This window comes from Mycobacterium gordonae, assembly GCF_001417955.2.
Lineage (GTDB): Bacteria > Actinomycetota > Actinomycetes > Mycobacteriales > Mycobacteriaceae > Mycobacterium > Mycobacterium gordonae_B.
The window spans coordinates 126,439-144,036 of the sequence record NZ_LKTM01000001.1 but is presented as its reverse complement, the minus strand read 5'-3'; the positions used below and the strand labels follow the sequence as shown (position 1 = coordinate 144,036).

Sequence of the window (17,598 nt, the reverse complement as noted above, 5' to 3'; positions counted from 1 at the left end):
TCACTGTAAAGGGCGCTTTGAATTGCCGCGGATTACCCGCGGAATCCTCGCGTAGCCTTTGCGCATGAGCGGCGGAGTCATGTTGCTGATCGCGGTGGGTTTCGGCGCGGTGTGTCTCGTCGTCTCGCTCATCCGCTTCTCGCGTTCGGGGCGGGGAGGAGGCTCGAACAGCGCCATCTGGGGATCCGGCGCCGGATCCGGTGGCGGGTCGAGCGGCTGCGGCGGCGGCAGCAGCTGCAGCTCGAGCGGCTGCAGTTCCAGTGGCTGCAGCGGTGGGTCCAGCGGCTGCGGGGGCGGGTCCAGCGGCTGCGGCGGCGGCAGCGGTTGTGGCGGCGGAGGCTGCGGCGGCAGCAACTGACGCTAGTTCCAAGCAAATGTCGGTTGCTCGAGTTCGTCGACCCGGTCGTGGCGGCCTTCCAATCCCAGCCACCGCAACTGCAACAGCACCGCACCCGTCGGCGCATGAATCAGGTCGTTGCCCAACGGGATCTGCACGACCGGACGCGGGCTTTCCTCGATGCTGATGTAACGCGGCGAATCGGCGCGCTGCAGCTGGTGCAGCCCCACCCGGTAGACAGCCAGCACTTCGTCGGGAGCCGGCCGTAGCTCCAGCCGGCCACCGCCCCAGATGACGACCGGCGTGATGACGTATCCCGACCTGGTCGGGTAGTCGTCGAGCAGACCCAGCACCGCCGAGTCCGGCAGCCGCACACCGACCTCTTCGTCCAATTCCCGCAGCGCGGCCTCGATCACCGTTTCACCCGGATCCAGGCGGCCACCGGGCAGCGCCCATTGGGCGGCATGAGTCCGCAGCCGAGAAGCCCTGCGACACAACAGAAATGCGGCCCCACCGGCGACGTCGATCATGTGACCGTCGAGCAGTTCGTCCGGCAGTGGACGGCCGTCCAGCCATTCGTCCAGCGGGGCAGGGTCCACCCGGTCTTCACCGATCTCGGAGTCGACAAGCACCACCGCCACGGCGGCGTGCCGCTTCGTCGGGTCGGTGACGGCGCGGCGTTCGTGAACCGCCAAGCGAGCCCGGATCTGTTCCCGCAAGGCGTCGTCATAGGCGATGGTCACCGATCGACCATATGCCCGGCGGGACGGCGCGCGGGTGACGGTTTCGTCAGAAAGTGTTGACGCGGCAGGGCGAAGTATGTGACGATTTCGTCAGAATCCGCCCGCCAGAGTTCCCGAGGAGGTTTTCTCATGGGCCCAGCCCCGAACGGCGTGGCTGTCGACGGCGGGAATATCTACAGCACCGAAGCTCTGCTCAACCCCTATCCGCACTACCAACGACTGCGCCGGGCGGGATCCGTGGTGTGGCTGCGCCGGCACCGGGTGTACGCGCTGCCGCGTTACGCGGAGTGCAAAGCCACGCTTCGCCACGACAAGTTGTTCATCTCCGGCAACGGTGTCGCGCTCAACCCGCTCAGCAATCGACTGTCCCGCGGCACCACGCTCAACAGCGACGGCGCCGAACACGATCAACGTCGCAAGTTGCTCGCGCACCGCCTGCTTCCCAGGGCGCTGCGCTCGGTCGGGGAAGCGATAGACGAACAGGCCGATGCCGTCGTCGAGGCCGCGGTGCACCTGGGCAGCGTCGACGCGGTCGCCGATCTCGCCACCGCACTACCGCTGGCGATCGTTCCCGATCTGGTCGGCTGGCCACGCGACGAGCGCGAGCACCTGATCACCTGGGGCGGGGCCACCTTCGACATCCTGGGTCCGCTCAACTGGCAAGCCGTCAAAGCGATTCCACGCAGCCTGCAGATGCTGATGTTCGCGCGCCGGGTAGTGCGAAACCGCTCGGTACTCGAGGGAAGCATGGCGCACGAACTGCTCCGCGCCGCCGACGAGGGCAAGCTCACCCACGCCGAATGCCCGAAGCTCATGGTCGACTACATCGCCCCCTCGCTGGACACCACGATCAGCGCCATCTCCAACGCCGTCTACCTGCTCGCAACCCACCCCGAGCAATGGCGGCTGCTCAAGGACGACCCCACCCTGATCCAGAATGCGATCAATGAGGTGATCCGCTACGAATCACCGCTGCGGGCATTCGCCCGGCAGGTCCGCGCCGACACCGAAATCGACGGCACACCGGTTCGCCGGGGTTCGCGACTGCTGATCCTGTACGCATCGGCCAACCGGGACGAGGACGAGTGGGACAGCCCGGACACCTTCGACATCCGCAGGGACGCCGGGCGCCAGATCGGATTCGGCAACGGCACCCACGCGTGCGCCGGCCAGGGTCTCGCCCGGATGGAGACCGCCGCCATATTACGGGCCCTGCTGGAACGCGTCGAACGGATCGAGGTGACCGGACGACCGGTCTGGGCAGTCAACAACATCATCCACCGGCACCATCACCTGCCGATCAAGCTCATCGCCGCCTGATTTGGACGGCTCGGCGCGGGCTCGCGCCGAGCGCGAATCTCACGACGGAACACGCCGGTTGAGCGTCGCAGGATTCCCGCTCGCGCGTGAGGACGGGCCGAGCCAGGGGTGACGATCCCCACATAGTTAGGCCCCTAACTAATAGGGTACGATCGATACGGTCGAAGCCAATGGCGGCTTCGCGTACATGCTGTAGGAGCGACCATGTCCACCGCTCGCCCGAACCTCTGGCAATACATCGGCTATTCCTATGGACGACGCTTGCCCGACTCGATGCGCCACTGGGTGTCCCGCGATCTCGCCGGTCCCGGAGCCATCCGCCGGCACCTGATCCGGATGGCGATACCCGCAATCCTGGTGTTGGCCCCGCTCTGGTTGCTGCCGGCATCGCTGTACGTGCACTCGGAGATGACGGCGCCGATCTTCATCTGGGTCCTGTTGATGGCCTTGGCGCTGAACAAGGTGTGGCGTCGTCACCGACTGGCTCAGCACGGGCTGGACCCCGGCCTGGTCGACGTCATCAAGCGCCAGAAGCAGGCCCACATCCACGACGATTACGCCCGCCGCTACGGCCCGCGACCCGAAGAGGCGAAGTGGCAGGACAACAGCAGCCCGTTCTGACCCTGGCCCCGAAGGAGCGGCAACGCCATGCGCATTGAAGCCGGCGCGGAACTGGACCCGCTGTCGCTGGAGCGCCAGGTCTGCTTCGCGCTCGCCGTCACCAACCGGGCGGTGCTCGCTGTGTACCGGCCGCTGCTGGAGCCGCTGGGCCTGACTCATCCCCAGTACTTGGTGATGCTGGCGCTGTGGGACAACGCGAAAGGCAAACCGGGCGGTAATCCGCTGTCGGTCAAAGAGATCGCCACGCTGTTGCAGATCGATTCGGCCACCTTGTCGCCGATGCTCAAGCGCCTGGAGTCACAAGGGCTGATCACCCGGACGCGCAGCACCGCCGACGAGCGGACCACCCACATCGCGCTGACCCAGCAGGGCCGCAATCTGCGCCGCCAGGCGCTCAAAGTCCCTCCGGCGGTGGTCGAGAGACTGGGCGTCGATCTCGCCGAACTCGAGCATCTGCGTGAGGTGCTGACCAAGATCAACGCCGCCGCCGTAGCGGCCGGTGCGCTCGACGTCCAGCCATAAAAATCGAGGCAGCACACTGCCTTTCGCGGGTGTGAGAAACACTGACCCGGGTATACCCCGCGCTGTGCCCAATCCCTCACCAGCCTCCGACAGCTTGCGCCAGTTGGCCGCGGCACACGGCGTGGCGACCTCCTACCGCAACGAACGCCGGGAGCCGGTCGACGTCGATGCCGACGTGGTGATCCGCGTCCTGGGTCTGCTCGATGTCGAGGCCCGTACCGAAGCCGACCGCCGCCGTGAGTTGGCGAAGCTCACCGAGGCCGGCCGCGCCGGCGTCCTGCCACCTACCGTCGCCGTGCGTGTCGACGGGCGTCCCCGGCCGCTGCCGGGCGCCGTCGCGCTGGAAGCCGAGGACGGTGCGCGCATCGACGTAAGCGACGAGCTGCCGGGCGGCCTGCCGCTCGGGTGGTACCAGGTGGAAACCCGTAATGGCCAGCGGGCAACTCTGGTGGCAGCGCCCCCACAGGTGCCCTCGACACCCGAGACCTGGGGCTGGATGCTGCAGCTTTACGCGTTGCGCTCGGCACGGTCCTGGGGCATCGGCGACCTCGGAGACCTGCGCGAGTTCATCGACTGGACCGCCTCCCAGCACGACGCCGGTGCCGTGCTGCTGAACCCGTTGCACGCGCCGGGACCCACCCACCCGGTGCAGCCCTCGCCCTACACGCCGTCGAGTCGCCGGTTCGCTAACCCCCTCGCGCTGCGCATCGAGGATCTCGACGCCTACCTTCGCGCCGACCCGGACACTCGCGGCGAGGTGGACGCGCTGCGCGTCTCGCCGATCACCGAGCGAATCGACCACGATCTGGTGTGGGCGGCCAAGCGGTCGGCGCTCGAACTGCTGTGGCGGGCGGAGGGCCGGCCCTCGCCGCTCGACGAATCGCCCGAATCCACCGGGCTGCGCGACTGGGCCACCTACTGCGCGTTGGCCGAGCGGCACGGGGGCCGCTGGAGCAGATGGCCCGCACCTTTGCGAGATGTCAACGGCCCGGCCGTCGCCGAGGCCCGCCGGGAGCTGGCCTCACGGTTGGCGTTCCACGCCTGGGTGCAGCAGCGTTGCGCCGAGCAGCTGATCGCGGTGCGGACCACCGCCCGGAAGGCCGGCATGGCACTGGGGGTGCTGCATGATCTGGCGGTGGGTGTCGATGCGGACGGCGCCGACGCCTGGGCGCTGGCCGACGTGCTGGCCGCCGGAGTCAGCATCGGCGCACCCCCGGACAACTTCACCCCGCGCGGCCAGGATTGGGGATTACCGCCCTGGCGACCGGACCGGTTGGCCGCGACCGGGTACGCCGCGCTACGAGACATGTTGCGCGCGGTACTCGTTCACGCCGACGGATTGCGGATTGACCACGTCGCCGGGCTGTGGCGGTTGTGGTGGATCCCGCCGGGCGACGGGCCTGACCGCGGCACCTACGTGCACTACGACGCCGAGGTGATGCTGGCAGTGCTGGCACTGGAAGCCCACCGCGCGAAGGCCACCGTCGTCGGCGAAGACCTCGGCACCGTCGAGCCGGAGGTCACCGAGGCGCTGGCCGACAACGGGATGCTGGGTTGCGCGGTGTCGTGGTTCACCCGCGATCAGTCGGTGGCCGAGGAGCCGCTGCTGGCCCCGGCGAAATGGCCCACCCGGGCCGCTGCCAGTTTGTCGACGCACGACCTGCCGACGGCCGCGGGATTCCTGCGCGCCGAACACGTGCGGGCGCGTGCCGACCTCGGTCTGCTCAACGATGTTCCGGCCGAAAAGGCCTCGGCGGCAAAGGAACGCGCCGAGTGGCTGGCCCTGCTGCGGTCCGAACGGCTGCTGCCCATCGGGGAAGACGAGCCGGATGAGGCGACCATCATCACCGCGATGCACCGGCTGTTGGCGGCGACACCGAGCCGGCTGAAGTTGATCTCGCCCTACGATGTGCTGGCCGAGGTCCGCCAGCCCAATCTGCCCGGAACGATCGACGAGTACCCGAACTGGCGCCTGCCGCTGCCCGAGACTTTCGAAGAGCTGCGGGCGGATCCGAGGGTCGCGGAGATCACCGCGTTGTTCCGTTGAAGCATCGGCACGGCGGATCTGGCTTTTCTCACCGTGCAGTTAGACGCCTCCATGACCGCCAAATGTAGCGGCGGATGCCCACAAACAACGGGGATAACGTTGCTTACCGCTCCGGGCTCACGCGTGACGCAGTACCAGCAGCTCGCCCGTCAGGGTCCCGTCTTCCAGCAGGCGTCCGATCCGTGAGCTCTGCCGCTCGGCCAGCTGCCAGACGTCGGTATGCCCGTGCCGCCGGGTCAGCTCGTCCGTAACGGCGTCCATCCGCTCATTCCACTCCTCCGGAATCGCCGGCAGCTCAGCGGTTCTCAGCCAGTGCTCGACATGCAGCGCCGACTCGTCCACCAATTGCCGTAACCGCTCCGGGGCCGGGAAGTGGTTGCCCTCCAGTTCGTCGCTCGGCAGTTCGCCTCGAGCCACGAACGCCAGCAACCCGATTCGGCCACCGCGCCGCACGGTGCGGTGCAGCTCCGTGAGCAATGCGAGCTGCTCCGGAGTGGTGCACAGCACTCCGAGCGACCACGCGGCATCGCAACTCGCCTCCGCCAACGGCAGTTTCGATCCCAACGCTTGCACCACCGGATAGCCGAACAGCCGCTGGGCGGCGCGACACGCGCCGGCCTCCGGCTCGACGAGTACGGGCCGCAGCTCTCGCTGTTGCGCCGCGTACGCGGCCGGCCCGCCGACGCCCGCGCCGCAGTCCAAAAACGTTGCGCCGGGAGCAAGTTCCATGCGCTCGGCAAGCCAGTCCAGTGCGGCCGGGCTGCCGCTGCCCCGGCAGCCTGCCGGCAGGTGATAATCCGGTCCCAAGTCGGCGGCGACCTGTGCCGTCCACTCCGCGACCGTGTCGAACTCCGCCTGCATCGCTTCGGTCACGAAACCCCCTCCCGGATGAGCCGGCCCACCTCCGCTTTGATCTCGGCGCCGACGCGGGCGCCCGACGCCGATGCCAGCCCGGAGACGTTGACGCCTTCGACGCCGTCGATCGAGAGCAGCGACCGCGCCTCACTGACCGCGGCCGAAATGCCGGCGGCGATCGGATCCGCCGAGCTGAGGACGCTTTCCGTCACGGCGGGGTCGAGTTCGAGACCGGGTAGACCCTGCAGAACCGCGGCCGACACGCTGTCGGTGAACACCGCGACCGCGGCGATCACCGGGATCGACAAGCCCTGCGCCCGAGCCGTTTTCATGAACTCGGCGATCATGTCCGGGAACGGCACATGGTTGAGCACCGCGAGGCCCGCGCCCGCCCGCTCTTTCTCGACCAGCCGGGCGGGTCTGGCAGCGACGGGCGGCGCCGTGGGCGTCTCCGGTACCGCCGGGAGCACCCCGAGCGATGCGGCCAGCGACACCAACCGCAGCCCGTCGAGATCGAACGTCTGAGTGACGTCCGGCCGAACGTCATAGCCGCGCCCGTCACCGGTCACACAGAGCACGGTGTCCACCCCGATGGTGCGCAGGCCCCGCAGTTCCTGTTCCAGGACGATCCGGTTGCGATCTCGGCACGACAACGTGATCCACGGGGTCACACCGGCGTCCAGCAGCAACGATCCCATCAGCGTGGGCGGAAAATCCGGCTTGTTCTGATGTTCGCCCACCAGTACCGCGTCGCACGAGGGCGCCAGCACCGCCGCGGTCGCCGCGACATCGTCGCGATCGAAGGGCGCGCAGCTGAAATCGGTCAGCACCAAGGGCGCCGGCCCGGTCTCCCGGCCGGCCACCGGCGCCGGGCCTGACCACCTCACGATGTCAGTGAATACACAGTCCCCCGAACGCATCTCACATTGACCGTCCGGACGCACACCACCGCAAGGCCCGAATTCCATCCGTTTCGGGCAACCCGGCTCGGTCGCCACCGCAGTTTCGCCCACCGCGGTACTCAGTTGCTGTCCAGCGCGTCGCTAACAGGTTGGCCTGCAACGTAATCCATCGGCGGACCGCCCCCGTGCCCGAGGTCGCGGTGGGCCACCGCGGTGGCCAGTGCGGTTCCGTTCTGGATGGTTCCGATGATGTCCACTTCGTCGTTCACCGCGAACTGGCTCCCGGCCCTGGTGATGACCGCGGTCTGTGGAGTGACCAGATAGGTTCGGGTGATCCCGTCACGGCTGCGCGCGGTGACCGAGCCCGCCGACACCGCGATCAACGTGCCTTCCTGGCTGACGTGCTGGTCCGCAGCATCCGGCGGTATGTGCCCGGGTCCGACCGCGTTCACCACGAACGCGGCCAACGCCGCCGCCACAATCAGCGCACCGAAAGCGATGCCGCATGCCCGCAACAGGACACCGGAATTCCTGTTTCTTTCTGGTCGCGCATATTTGCCAGGCAGCGACGGCCGCGGCGGTCGCGGCTCGCTCAGGCGGTGCTTGGCATTCATCATTGGTCCCTCTTGCGGCGGTTTCAGACCACCGCGCACTGACGCACATCGTTTCAGAACGTTGCCCTCGGAATTACCCGATGCTTTGCCGCGGTAAACCGCTAGCCCGCCGAAGCCGCGGATATGCCGCCGTTGCCTTCCTGTCGCTGACGCAACTCGGCGAACGCGGCGACGAACGCGTCGGTCACCTCGTGGGTGTCCTTCAGGGTCGCGTCGTCGGACAGTACCGAGACGCTCAACTGGTCGACGTAACTCCAGACAGTGATGTTCAGGGCCGAGCCGGCGGCCAGCGGTCCGACGGAATAGAAGTCGGTCACCACGGCCCCGGCGATGTGGCCGCGTTCACGGGGGCCGGGCACGTTGGAAACGATCAGGTTGAACAACTGATTGGGTGCCTCGCGTCGTGACATCCACCCGAAGGTGGCGCGGGTGAGGGTGGGCGGGATGAACTCCAGCCAGCGGCCAACCAGGGTGGGTCCGAGCAGTTGATGATCCTCCTTGGCGATGCGCGTGGAGGTGCGGATCAGGTCCAGGCGTTCCTTCGGGTCGCTGACGTGCACGGGCAGCGAGACCAGCATCGTGGCCAGGGCATTACCCGCGATCCGGTCCGGCGAGGTGTCGGTGGCGGTGGGTATCGAAGCGATCAGCGGCCGGTCGGTGGGTTCGCCGTAGTTCAGCAACAGACGGCGCAGCGCCCCTGCCGTGACGGTGAGCACCAGATCGTTGATGGTCACTTCCAGCCTCTTGCTGACCGCTTTGACCTCCGCGAGCGGCAGCACACCGCTGGCGAAGGTCCGTCCCGGCGAGAGCTTGTGGTTGAGGAACGTCGGTGGTGGATCGAACCGGGCCGCCAGATCTGGGTGCGTCAGCCGCTGCCGTGCGCGGCGCTGCAGCCGGTAGGCGCCGACGACTCCGTCGCGCACCGCCGACGGCAGGGTCCGGACGCGGGCGAGGTGGTCGTGGGCCGCGAATCGCACCACGTCCCGGGTCCGCGGCGGGGCGAAGGCCGTTTCGGTCTGATCAGGCGTCACATCGGACCACTGCAAGGTGCGCGCCATCAGGTTCGCCGAGGCGACGCCGTCGGCCAGCACGTGATGGATCTTGCCGATCACCGCGATGCGCTGATCGGAGAGCCCCTCGGCGAAATAGAACTGCCACAGCGGGCGGCTGCGGTCCAGCGGCGTGCTGGCCACGCGGCCGATGACGGCGTCGAGTTCGCGTCGCCCGCCGGGTGCGGGCACCTCTACCCGCTGCAGGTGGTAGTCGAGGTCGAGGTCGGCGTCCTCATGCCAGACCGGGCGGTGCAGATGGAAGGGCGTCGTCACCAGCTGGTAGTGCATCGGCTCCAGCACCGGCAGCCGGGCCCGGAACACCTCGCGGAACGCGTCAAAGGTCGGCACGCCCTCGAAGCCGCTGGTGTCGACCACCGCCACCTTCAGGGTGTGCTGATGCACGTTGGGCGTCTCGCTGGCCAGCATCAGCACATCCCAACCGCTGAGTCGCTTCACCGGCCCGCCTTCCCTATCTGGCCGCCCGCGTGGCGCACTCGGGTGCGGGGAGCCGGTGGTGGACCGATTCGATCGCCTTCGCGAGCCCCGGGACGAAGGCGGCCGGCTGCAGTGTGCACCCGGCGTGGCCGGCGTCCACCGGGACCATCTCAGCGTCCCGAATGCGCTCAGCCAACCACTTCTGCCGCTGTACGCCGAAGGCACGGTCTTTCATCGTCACCACGACCGCCGTCGGAACGTCGATGTCGCCGACCCAGGAGGTCGAGTCGAAGCGCACCACCTCGGCGATCGCGCGAGTAATGCCACCCGGTGACGTGGCACGAGCCTGGCCCAGCACCCACTGATAGTCGGCGAACAGCCCGGTGGGCACGGCGGCCGCCGGTCCGCCGCGGCGGGGTGCGGGGGTGAGAGTCTCGATCAGGGCCGCGAACAGCCCGGTGGCCACGCGCTCGTAGCGGGCGCGGCTCACGGCCGCGGTCGCGGCGCACAGCACCAACCCGTCGACCCTCTCGCGGTGGCGCCGCCACACCAGCTGAGCGATCAGTGACCCCATCGAGTAGCCGACCGGCACGAAGCTGGGGATGTCGAGTACGTCGGCCAGTGCCACCACATCGTCAGCGCAGTCTTCGAACAGCATCCGGGGCGGCGAGATGCCCTGGCCATGGCATCGCTGGTCGAAGATCACCACCCGGCCGAATTCGCGCACCACGTCCAGCGCGGGATACCACGTCATCAGGCCGGTACAGGCCAGGGAGTGCAGCAGGATGTAGGTCGGTCCCTCGCTGGGACCGGAGTCGAGAACGTAGGTGCTGCCCCGACCGGGCAGGTCGACGACGAACCCTTCCGGCAGCTGCGCAACGGGTGCCAGCGCGGGCACCTTCGGCAGCCGCGGCAGTGGGATCCCTCGTGGACGGACGCTAACGATGGGGGTTATTAGAACAGGTGCCGCCGTCCCAGCCAACCGGAATATCCGCGCTGGTTCGCGTTGTTACTCATCGCGACGGTGCCGGATACTTCCCCCGGGTACCACACCAGAATCGTCGCTTAGAGCGACCACTTGCCGAGAGGCGCGAAACCGGCACCGTCACCCGCACGACCCCGTCGAGATTGAAACTGCGCACAGCCCCCACGGCGTGTTGTGTGCCTGATGTCAGTGTCACGCAAACGGCGCACCGGCCGTGCGCCTATCACTCCAGCACGAAGACCGGGATCTGCCTGGTCGTCTTCGTCTGGTACTCGGCGTAGGGCGGGTAGGCCTCGACAGCGCGCCGCCACCACTCCTCACGCTCGGAGCCGTCGAGTTCGCGTGCGGTGAGGTTGTGCACGTTCTCCCCGTCCTGCACGGTCAGCGCGGGATTGGCCTTGACGTTGTGGTACCAGGCCGGATGTTCGGGCGCGCCGCCCTTGGACGCGACGATCGCGTAGCGGCCGTCGTGTTCGACGCGCATCAGGGGCACGTAGCGCTTCTTACCGGACTTCGCGCCGGTCATGGTCAGCAGGACGACGGGTTTGTCGAAGATTTCGACCCCGTCGGTGGTGCCCTGCCGCAGAATCCGCTCGGTCTGCTCGCGTACCCAATCCGTGGGGCTCAGCTCAACGTTTTCAGCCATAACCAAGTTGAACACGTCCGCTCGACCCGTCCATTCCCGGCTCGGCATTGCGCGCGCCGAACCAGGTGGTGAGGGCGGCCGCCAGGCCGTCGTACGGCGCGTCCGCGGCCCACGCGACGTGTCCGTCCGGCCTGATCAGTACGGCGCCGGGAACGGCGACGGCACCCAGCGCCGGAAGCTCGCAGTTGCCATCGTGTTTCGCATCCACCAGCAGGACCCGGTCGGCCCAGCCGGCGATGTCGATGCGGCCGGGTTCGCCGAGGTTCAGCAGCACCGGCTTGGCCTGGTGCAGCAGTTCGTAGACTCGCCGGCCGGTGCTGACCAGGTCGAGGTCGGGCATCCGCCGACCCAGCAACGGATGTCCGTCACCGAGCTCGTAGCGGATGTCCAGACCAGACATCATGGCGGCGAATCGTTTCCGGGGCTCCTCCATGCCGAGGAGTTCGACGGTGGTCTCGCGCAGTGCCGTGGTGCGGTCATCCGTGCGCAGCAGCGCCATCTGGGCCATCGCGTTGCGCAGCACACGCGCGGCGACCGGGTGCCGTTCGTCGTGGTAGCTGTCCAGCAGATTGTCGGGCGACGTCCCACTGACCACCGCCGCGAGTTTCCACCCCAGATTCACCGCGTCCTGCATCCCCGTGTTGAGCCCCTGCCCGCCGATAGGGTGATGCACGTGGGCCGCGTCGCCGGCCAGCAGCACCCTCCCCCTCCGGTACACCGACGCCTGGCGGGCCGCGTCGGTGAATCGGGAAATCCAAGCGGGACTGTGGATTCCGTAGTCCGTTCGGTAAACGTCGATCATTGCCCGGCTCAGGTCGCCCAACGTGGGTTCGCCCGTTGCCCCGAGGTGGCGCTCGGTCACCATGACCCTGACCGGCCCACCCTCGCCGGTCCTGCTGATCGCATGGACACCGAGCTCGTCGTGCCGGATGCCCCATTCCGGTTCCTGCGTTGCTTCAGAGCCGATTTCGGCCTCGGCGAGTAAGTAGCTCGCGGTCGGCTCCCAGCCCTCGAAGGGGATGCCGGCCGCCTTGCGCACCGCACTGCGTCCGCCGTCGCACCCCACCAGGAACTCGGCCCGTAGCACTCCCCCGTCGGTAAGCCGCACCTGGACACCGGCCTCGCCTTGGGAGATGCTCCCGACCTCGTGACCGCGATAGACGCGGACCGCGAGCTCGTCCACCCACTCAGCCAAGAGCCGCTCGATATGGCTCTGCCACAACGCAAGTCCGTAGGGGTGCCGAGTGGGAAAGTCGCTGATGTCCAGGCGGATCTGCGAGAACCCGGCCAACTGGGCCACTTCGCCCTGCTCGATGAACCGGTCGGCCACGCCGCGCTGGTCGAGGATCTCGATGGTGCGTGAATGCAGACCGCCCGCGCGGGCGCCGACCAGGGCCTGATCCGTGCGTCGTTCGACGATGGCGACATCGATTCCGGCCAGCGCCAATTCGGCTGCCAGCATCAGGCCGGTCGGTCCGGCGCCCACGACGACGACCGCATGCTCGCTTCTCACACTTCCCCCGTTTCGCTGAGTTTTGGCTTAGCTCAGCGATTTTGCGGCATGCCCCGGGTCTTGCCGCAAGCCCCCCGGTCAGGTATAGGTTGAAGGTGAGGGGAGTTAGTCCGCGACTGAAACAGCCAGCGGTGCATCAAATTGGTAGGCGCACGCCATCTGCTCGCGGACGATTGTCTCCAGCGTGTCGCGCTCATCGGGCGCCACCTCGAACACGAGCCGGTCATCGATCTGGGCCACCATCCGCGAGGACAGCCCGGCGGCCGTGACGGCCTGGTCGACCGTGATCATCGCGGTTTTGACGACGTCGGCCGCCCCGCCCTGCAGAACCGTGGCACACACCGCCCGTTCAGCGGCGTCACGCAGCACCGGGTCGGGACTGTCCAGGTCGGGCAGGTAGCGACGGCGGCCCGAGAGCGTGGCCGCGTATCCCCGGTCGCGGGCGTCGTCCACGGCGCCGGCCAGCAGGTCGCGCAGAGAGCCGGAAAGATACTGCGCAACAGCTTCTTTCGCGTCACCGACGGTGACCTTCAGCGCGGCCGCCACCTCGTGGGCGCTCCATCCGCAGGCCAGCGCGCGAGACAGCGTCCGTTCCCGGTCGCCGACGATGGGCCCGGTGCCGCCCGACAGGTGGTCCAGTAACCGCAACTCCAGCGCGTGGTAGCGCGCGGTCAGCAGTCCCGCGTAGCCGGCACCGGCCACGAAGCGTGCGTGGACGCCACGCAGGTTCGGTTGCGACGACGACAGAGCGCCGGTGGCTGACACGGTGTGGCGATACGTGGCATGGACCCGCCCGTCCGGCGCGTCGGACAGCGGATGCGCGGGGTCCACGGCGACGCCCACGGACTCCAGGTCAGCCAGCACCCGCTGCACCGGCAGCTCCACCCGCCCCATCAGGGACGAGGAATCGATGCGGGCCAACTCCTCGTCGAGCACATCGGCGAGATCGAGCACCGCGCAGGCCCGCAGGATCAGCGCGCGCACGGCACGCTCGTCCGGGCGCGCCGAAAACAGTTCCAGCCCAAGCGGTTCCTCGGGCAATGCGCAACGCATGTGCTGAACCAACAGATCGTTGAGCTCGGTGTTTCGCCGTCCGGGTCGCAGCAGGTGCGCCGCCAGTGCGGTGTCGGAGGTGACCCCACGCAGGGTCCAGCCGCTGTTCCGCAGCGCGTGCATCGTCCACTTGCCCCGGTGTACCGCCTTGGGCGGGCCCGGGTCGGCGAGCCACGATGACAGGGCAGCCTCGTCGTCGGCGCTCAGCGCGGCGACGTCCAGATAGCGGCCATCCCCGTCGGCGGCGACGATTGCCAGCGCGACCGCCCTGGACCGCCGGCCCTCGTTGCCGGCGGCGACCGCCAGCCCGAACCGGTTGCCCAGGCTGTTCTCCGCCAGCCAGGGCGCGAGCTCACCGTCCCGCGGCAGGCGTCCGCGCACGTCGAAGCTCACGCCATTCATCTTTGGCCATGATTCGCCGACCGGCATCGCGGGGTACCAGTAGGTAATCTCGCCACTGCACCGACAACGAAAGAATCATGACTATGCAGGCAACGGTCACCCCCGAGGCCGAAAACGCCATCACCGACATCGCGCAGCGCCACGGGCTTTCCCGGGATGCTGTCCTGGCCATGCTGTTCGCCATCCACGCCGGCGGCGGCACGATGGCGCAGTTCACGATTCCCGAGCTCGGTGGCGCCGGGCAGTGGATGCGCGGCGGCATGACGATGGTCGGCAACATGTTCGACAACGCACTGAAGGCCCGCGTCGACGCGCTGTGCGGCGAGTTGGCGCAGCTGCTCGCCTCGACCACGGTGTTTCGCGCCACTGCCACATCGTCGGCTGCCACGCAGTCCCAGGGAGGTTTCACCTCATCCAACTGGTGGCCGGCGGACCTGGGCGTGCCCACCTCGTCCGGCGGTCAGAACGATGTGCGCTACGCCATCTTCCCGGCCACCCGGCGACTGGCGATCCAGGTCAACGGTGTCACGAGGGTGTTCGATACCGACGAGCACCAGATCACCGGCGTGCAACAGCAGCAGGGCGGCGGCGGATACGGCTCGGTGAGCTTCACCAGCCAGCTGGGCACCTTCGACGTGTCCGGCCTGACCGAGCTCGGCGCCCAGCAGGTGGCTGAGACGCCGACGTCCGCGCCGGCGCCTCAGCACCAGGCCGGCGACCCGGGGTCCGTCGTCGCAGCAATCGAGTCGCTGGCCGGGCTGCACCAGCGCGGCATCCTCTCCGACGAGGAGTTCGCCACGAAGAAGGCCGAACTGCTCAACCGGCTCTGAGCCGCACGGGCGTCAGGACGGCGGCCGCGGGGGGAACTCAGCGCGGTTGGTGATGGCGTCGCGGTAGGCGTACACCCGATTCGGTATGGTCCCCAGCACCGCGATGGTGTGGCCGTCGCGTCCGTAGGCCGTGACGAACTCCCAGCGGTTCGGGTCGCCTTCGACCAGCTGGACTGCGTCGTAATCCGTTGGCACACCGAGCATTTGAACCTTGACGTGGTACTGATCCGACCAGAAGTAGGGCACCTCCTCGTGCGGCCGTGCGGCCTCGGGGCCGGCGAGCAGCGTGCGTGCGGCGGCGGCGCCCTGCTGCCCGGCGTCCTCCCAGTGCTCCGTGCGCAGATGCCGCTCGTAGAGCGGATGCCACCAGCGCGCGACATCTCCGGCAGCCACCACATCGGTACCGCCTTCGGCGCGGCCGGTGGCGTCGCAGACCACCCCGTCGTCCACGCGCAATCCCGAACCCTGCAGCCAGTCGGTCGCCGGAGTCACGCCCAGTCCGACGATGACGAGGTCGGCCGACACTTGCGAACCGTCGGTGAGCCGAACCGCCTCCACGTGTCCGTTGCCGACGATCTCCTCGACGCCCACGCCCACCCGCAGGTCGACGCCGTGCTCGCGGTGCAGGGCGGCCCAGCACGGTGCCAATTCCGGCCCCAGGGCCGCCACCAACGGGTTGACGGACTTCTCGATCAGCGCCACCTCCAGTCCCAGCGACCGGCAGGTCGCCGCGACCTCGGCACCGATAAAGCCGCCCCCGACCACCACGACCCGGGGACTAGCGCCGAGCCGTTCCCGGATCGCCAGACAATCCTCGACCGTGCGGAGCAGCATCACCCCGTCGGGGACGGGACCGCCCGGCCATTGACGCGGGACCGCTCCGCTGGCGATGACGAGTCCGTCGAACCGCAGCGAACGGTCTCGGCCGTCGTCGCGCAGCCGAACGGTCCTAGTCGAGAGGTCGAGCCCCACGGCCGACGCGCCGCGCAGCACGCGGGCGTCCACCTCGAACTGCGGAGCGATGTCAATACCCGCGCGATGCACCTTGCCGGTCAGGAACTTCTTCGACAGAGGCGGCCGATGGTAGGGAGCGTGGCGTTCGCCGCCCACGATGGTGAGCTCACCCTTATAGCCGTCCCGTCGCAGCGTTTCCGCTGCCCGCGTCCCGGCTATGCCCGCGCCGACCACGACCACCTGCTCGAGCATCAACTCAGTCATTCACGAGGATCGCCTGGGTGGGGCACGAGACCTCGGCCCCCTTCAACTGCTGACGCAACTGCGCGGGCGGCTCATCCTGCAACACGTGCAGTCCGTCTTCCCGCACGTCGAACACCTCATGGCAGATGCTCATGCACACGCCGTTTCCGTCGCAGCTGTCCAGATCGACCTGAACCTTCATCGAACCTCGACCCTTTCCGCCTGGGCTCGGGCCCGCTCCCGGGCGGCCTTGGCCACCGGCGAGTACTCCAGATATTCGATCGCCATCTCGGTGGACGCCTCGTCGTTCGGGTGGTGGCTGGGCCGCAGGTACCTGGCAGGCGCCGTCACGAACAGCTGCCACGGACCCGGCAGCCGGTATTCCCGCGCCGCCCGCAACCAGTCCCGCAAGCGCCATTTGGTCTCGATCGTCGGGTCGTAGGCCATCAGGTAGCGGGCACCGGCGATCCACCAGCCGATGAACAGCGGAGCCGTCATCAACATGGAGAACGCGCGGATGGCGTAGCTGCCGCAGACATGCTGATAGACGTCGTACACGAGGGAGCGGTGTTCGACCTCCTCGGCGCCGTGCCAGCGCAGCAGGTCCAGCATCATCGGGTCGGCTTTCGCGTAGTCCAGCCCGCGGTTGCTCAAGACCCACTGGCCCATAATCGCGGTGAAGTGTTCCAGCGCGGCCACATGTGTCCGACCAGTCGAAGCGGACCATCCGGCGATACTTCGGGTGCCCTTCGTGATGTAGTGCGACCTCCGGCATCAGAAGCTCCTCCCGCCGACCGACCGCATCAAGCGGCGGCCCCTTCTTCTGTCCACCTGGCCGCGTACCCAATCGGACTGTTGTCTATGCGTACCGTTGCCGTCGAGTTCGTACCGTTCGTTCGGTGGCCTACGAAGCCCTCCGCCGGGGAACATCCGCAGGCGTGCGGGGTAGTGCGTACAGCGCCATCCGGCGGTTCGTCATGTCGTGCTCGCCGAGAAACACGCAGCCCGCGCTCTCACAGAACCGGCGCGCGGTCGTGTTCCGGTGGTCGGGATCGAACATCACCCGACGACATTCCGGCTCGTCCGTGAGCACGCTGGCCACCAGGTGTGGCAGCACGAATTGCGCAATGCCCTTGTTGGTGACTGCCGGATCGGCGATGGCGGCGTGTATGCCCAGATCGTGCGGATCGTACTGATACCGGGTGGCGATCGAATCCTTGGCGGCCCAGTACAGTTCGACGTAGGCATGGTCGCGGCCATCGATGCTGGCGACGAACGGGCGGGAGTAGCTGCCGTCCAGTTGCGCCAGCAGATAGCGGCGCCATCGTGACACCGGCCAGACGTACTCCCAGGCGGCGGCCAGATGCGGCCGGCGCATCCACTCGGAGATCATCTCGGCATCGGCGTATGGGTCAGCGAGCCGAAATGCGTAGGGAGCTGGCACTTCCGGCCGCGACGGCGGAGGTGGGATCCGTCTGACCTCGTCGGGTAGCTCGGTCCGTTCCCGCGGCAGCATAACGTCCG

Annotated in this window: 19 protein-coding genes; 5 read left to right on the top strand and 14 right to left on the bottom strand. The window is 68.1% G+C overall.

What is annotated here, in order from left to right; genetic code table 11:
* Together AO501_RS36755 and AO501_RS00655 are read right to left on the bottom strand one after the other, a co-directional pair.
* Positions 1-354 (bottom strand): hypothetical protein, encoded by a 354-nt coding sequence (locus tag AO501_RS36755; protein WP_055575847.1) that lies wholly within the window; start codon positions 352-354, stop codon positions 1-3.
* A 6-nt stretch (positions 355-360) separates the two neighbouring features.
* Positions 361-1,080, bottom strand: a complete 720-nt coding sequence (locus AO501_RS00655) for an NUDIX hydrolase (RefSeq protein ID WP_055575846.1) — start codon at positions 1,078-1,080, stop codon at positions 361-363.
* Positions 1,081-1,209: 129 nt separating this feature from the next.
* On the opposite strand from AO501_RS00655, the gene AO501_RS00650 reads away from it, so the two are divergent.
* The 4 genes from AO501_RS00650 (at position 1,210) to malQ (ending at position 5,590) form a co-directional block, all read left to right on the top strand.
* Positions 1,210-2,400, top strand: a complete 1,191-nt coding sequence (locus tag AO501_RS00650; RefSeq protein WP_055575845.1) for a cytochrome P450 — start codon at positions 1,210-1,212, stop codon at positions 2,398-2,400.
* 204 nt (positions 2,401-2,604) lie between these two features.
* On the top strand, positions 2,605-3,021 hold the full coding sequence (locus AO501_RS00645; RefSeq protein WP_055575844.1) for a DUF5313 domain-containing protein: 417 nt from the start codon (positions 2,605-2,607) through the stop codon (positions 3,019-3,021).
* A 27-nt stretch (positions 3,022-3,048) separates the two neighbouring features.
* Complete coding sequence (locus tag AO501_RS00640) at positions 3,049-3,543, top strand: MarR family winged helix-turn-helix transcriptional regulator (RefSeq protein ID WP_055575843.1); 495 nt, start codon at positions 3,049-3,051, stop codon at positions 3,541-3,543.
* A gap of 64 nt (positions 3,544-3,607) precedes the next feature.
* A complete protein-coding gene (malQ, locus tag AO501_RS00635) occupies positions 3,608-5,590 on the top strand; it encodes a 4-alpha-glucanotransferase (protein WP_231752278.1) in 1,983 nt (660 codons plus the stop codon).
* Between the two features lie 117 nt (positions 5,591-5,707).
* Here malQ and AO501_RS00630 read toward each other — a convergent pair whose 3' ends face one another.
* The 8 genes from AO501_RS00630 to AO501_RS00595 form a co-directional block, all read right to left on the bottom strand.
* Complete coding sequence (locus AO501_RS00630) at positions 5,708-6,463, bottom strand: class I SAM-dependent methyltransferase (protein WP_231752277.1); 756 nt, start codon at positions 6,461-6,463, stop codon at positions 5,708-5,710.
* Positions 6,460-7,443 carry a methylenetetrahydrofolate reductase C-terminal domain-containing protein gene (locus AO501_RS00625; protein ID WP_082658323.1) on the bottom strand — a complete coding sequence of 328 codons (984 nt, stop codon included), beginning with the start codon at positions 7,441-7,443 and terminating at the stop codon, positions 6,460-6,462. The genes AO501_RS00630 and AO501_RS00625 overlap by 4 nt, the downstream gene beginning before the upstream one ends.
* 23 nt (positions 7,444-7,466) lie before the next feature.
* A complete protein-coding gene (locus AO501_RS00620) occupies positions 7,467-7,961 on the bottom strand; it encodes a hypothetical protein (RefSeq protein WP_055576134.1) in 495 nt (164 codons plus the stop codon).
* Between the two features lie 101 nt (positions 7,962-8,062).
* Entirely contained in the window at positions 8,063-9,469 is a 1,407-nt protein-coding gene (locus tag AO501_RS00615; RefSeq protein WP_082658309.1) for a WS/DGAT/MGAT family O-acyltransferase, read from the bottom strand.
* 13 nt (positions 9,470-9,482) lie between these two features.
* On the bottom strand, positions 9,483-10,346 hold the full coding sequence (locus AO501_RS00610; RefSeq protein ID WP_231752276.1) for an alpha/beta fold hydrolase: 864 nt from the start codon (positions 10,344-10,346) through the stop codon (positions 9,483-9,485).
* Positions 10,347-10,656: 310 nt separating this feature from the next.
* Positions 10,657-11,079 (bottom strand): nitroreductase family deazaflavin-dependent oxidoreductase, encoded by a 423-nt coding sequence (locus AO501_RS00605; protein ID WP_055575841.1) that lies wholly within the window; start codon positions 11,077-11,079, stop codon positions 10,657-10,659.
* On the bottom strand, positions 11,072-12,592 hold the full coding sequence (locus AO501_RS00600) for an FAD-dependent monooxygenase (protein WP_055575840.1): 1,521 nt from the start codon (positions 12,590-12,592) through the stop codon (positions 11,072-11,074). The genes AO501_RS00605 and AO501_RS00600 overlap by 8 nt, the downstream gene beginning before the upstream one ends.
* A 105-nt stretch (positions 12,593-12,697) precedes the next feature.
* The gene (locus AO501_RS00595) at positions 12,698-14,038 is read right to left on the bottom strand and encodes a DNA polymerase (RefSeq protein WP_156452243.1); all 1,341 of its coding nucleotides are present in this window, start codon (positions 14,036-14,038) and stop codon (positions 12,698-12,700) included.
* A gap of 92 nt (positions 14,039-14,130) precedes the next feature.
* Between AO501_RS00595 and AO501_RS00590 the strand changes: the two genes are divergently transcribed.
* Positions 14,131-14,877, top strand: a complete 747-nt coding sequence (locus AO501_RS00590; RefSeq protein WP_055575838.1) for an SHOCT domain-containing protein — start codon at positions 14,131-14,133, stop codon at positions 14,875-14,877.
* Positions 14,878-14,889: 12 nt separating this feature from the next.
* On the opposite strand, the gene AO501_RS00585 is transcribed toward AO501_RS00590, so the two are convergent.
* The 4 genes from AO501_RS00585 to AO501_RS00570 all read right to left on the bottom strand — a co-directional run bounded on the left by AO501_RS00585 (position 14,890) and on the right by AO501_RS00570 (position 17,590).
* On the bottom strand, positions 14,890-16,095 hold the full coding sequence (locus tag AO501_RS00585) for an NAD(P)/FAD-dependent oxidoreductase (RefSeq protein WP_055575837.1): 1,206 nt from the start codon (positions 16,093-16,095) through the stop codon (positions 14,890-14,892).
* On the bottom strand, positions 16,088-16,276 hold the full coding sequence (locus AO501_RS00580) for a ferredoxin (protein WP_055575836.1): 189 nt from the start codon (positions 16,274-16,276) through the stop codon (positions 16,088-16,090). The genes AO501_RS00585 and AO501_RS00580 overlap by 8 nt, the downstream gene beginning before the upstream one ends.
* Entirely contained in the window at positions 16,273-16,773 is a 501-nt protein-coding gene (locus AO501_RS00575; protein ID WP_231752275.1) for a metal-dependent hydrolase, read from the bottom strand. The genes AO501_RS00580 and AO501_RS00575 overlap by 4 nt, the downstream gene beginning before the upstream one ends.
* A 205-nt stretch (positions 16,774-16,978) precedes the next feature.
* Positions 16,979-17,590 carry a GNAT family N-acetyltransferase gene (locus tag AO501_RS00570; protein WP_197419737.1) on the bottom strand — a complete coding sequence of 204 codons (612 nt, stop codon included), beginning with the start codon at positions 17,588-17,590 and terminating at the stop codon, positions 16,979-16,981.
* Positions 17,591-17,598: the final 8 nt, after the last annotated feature.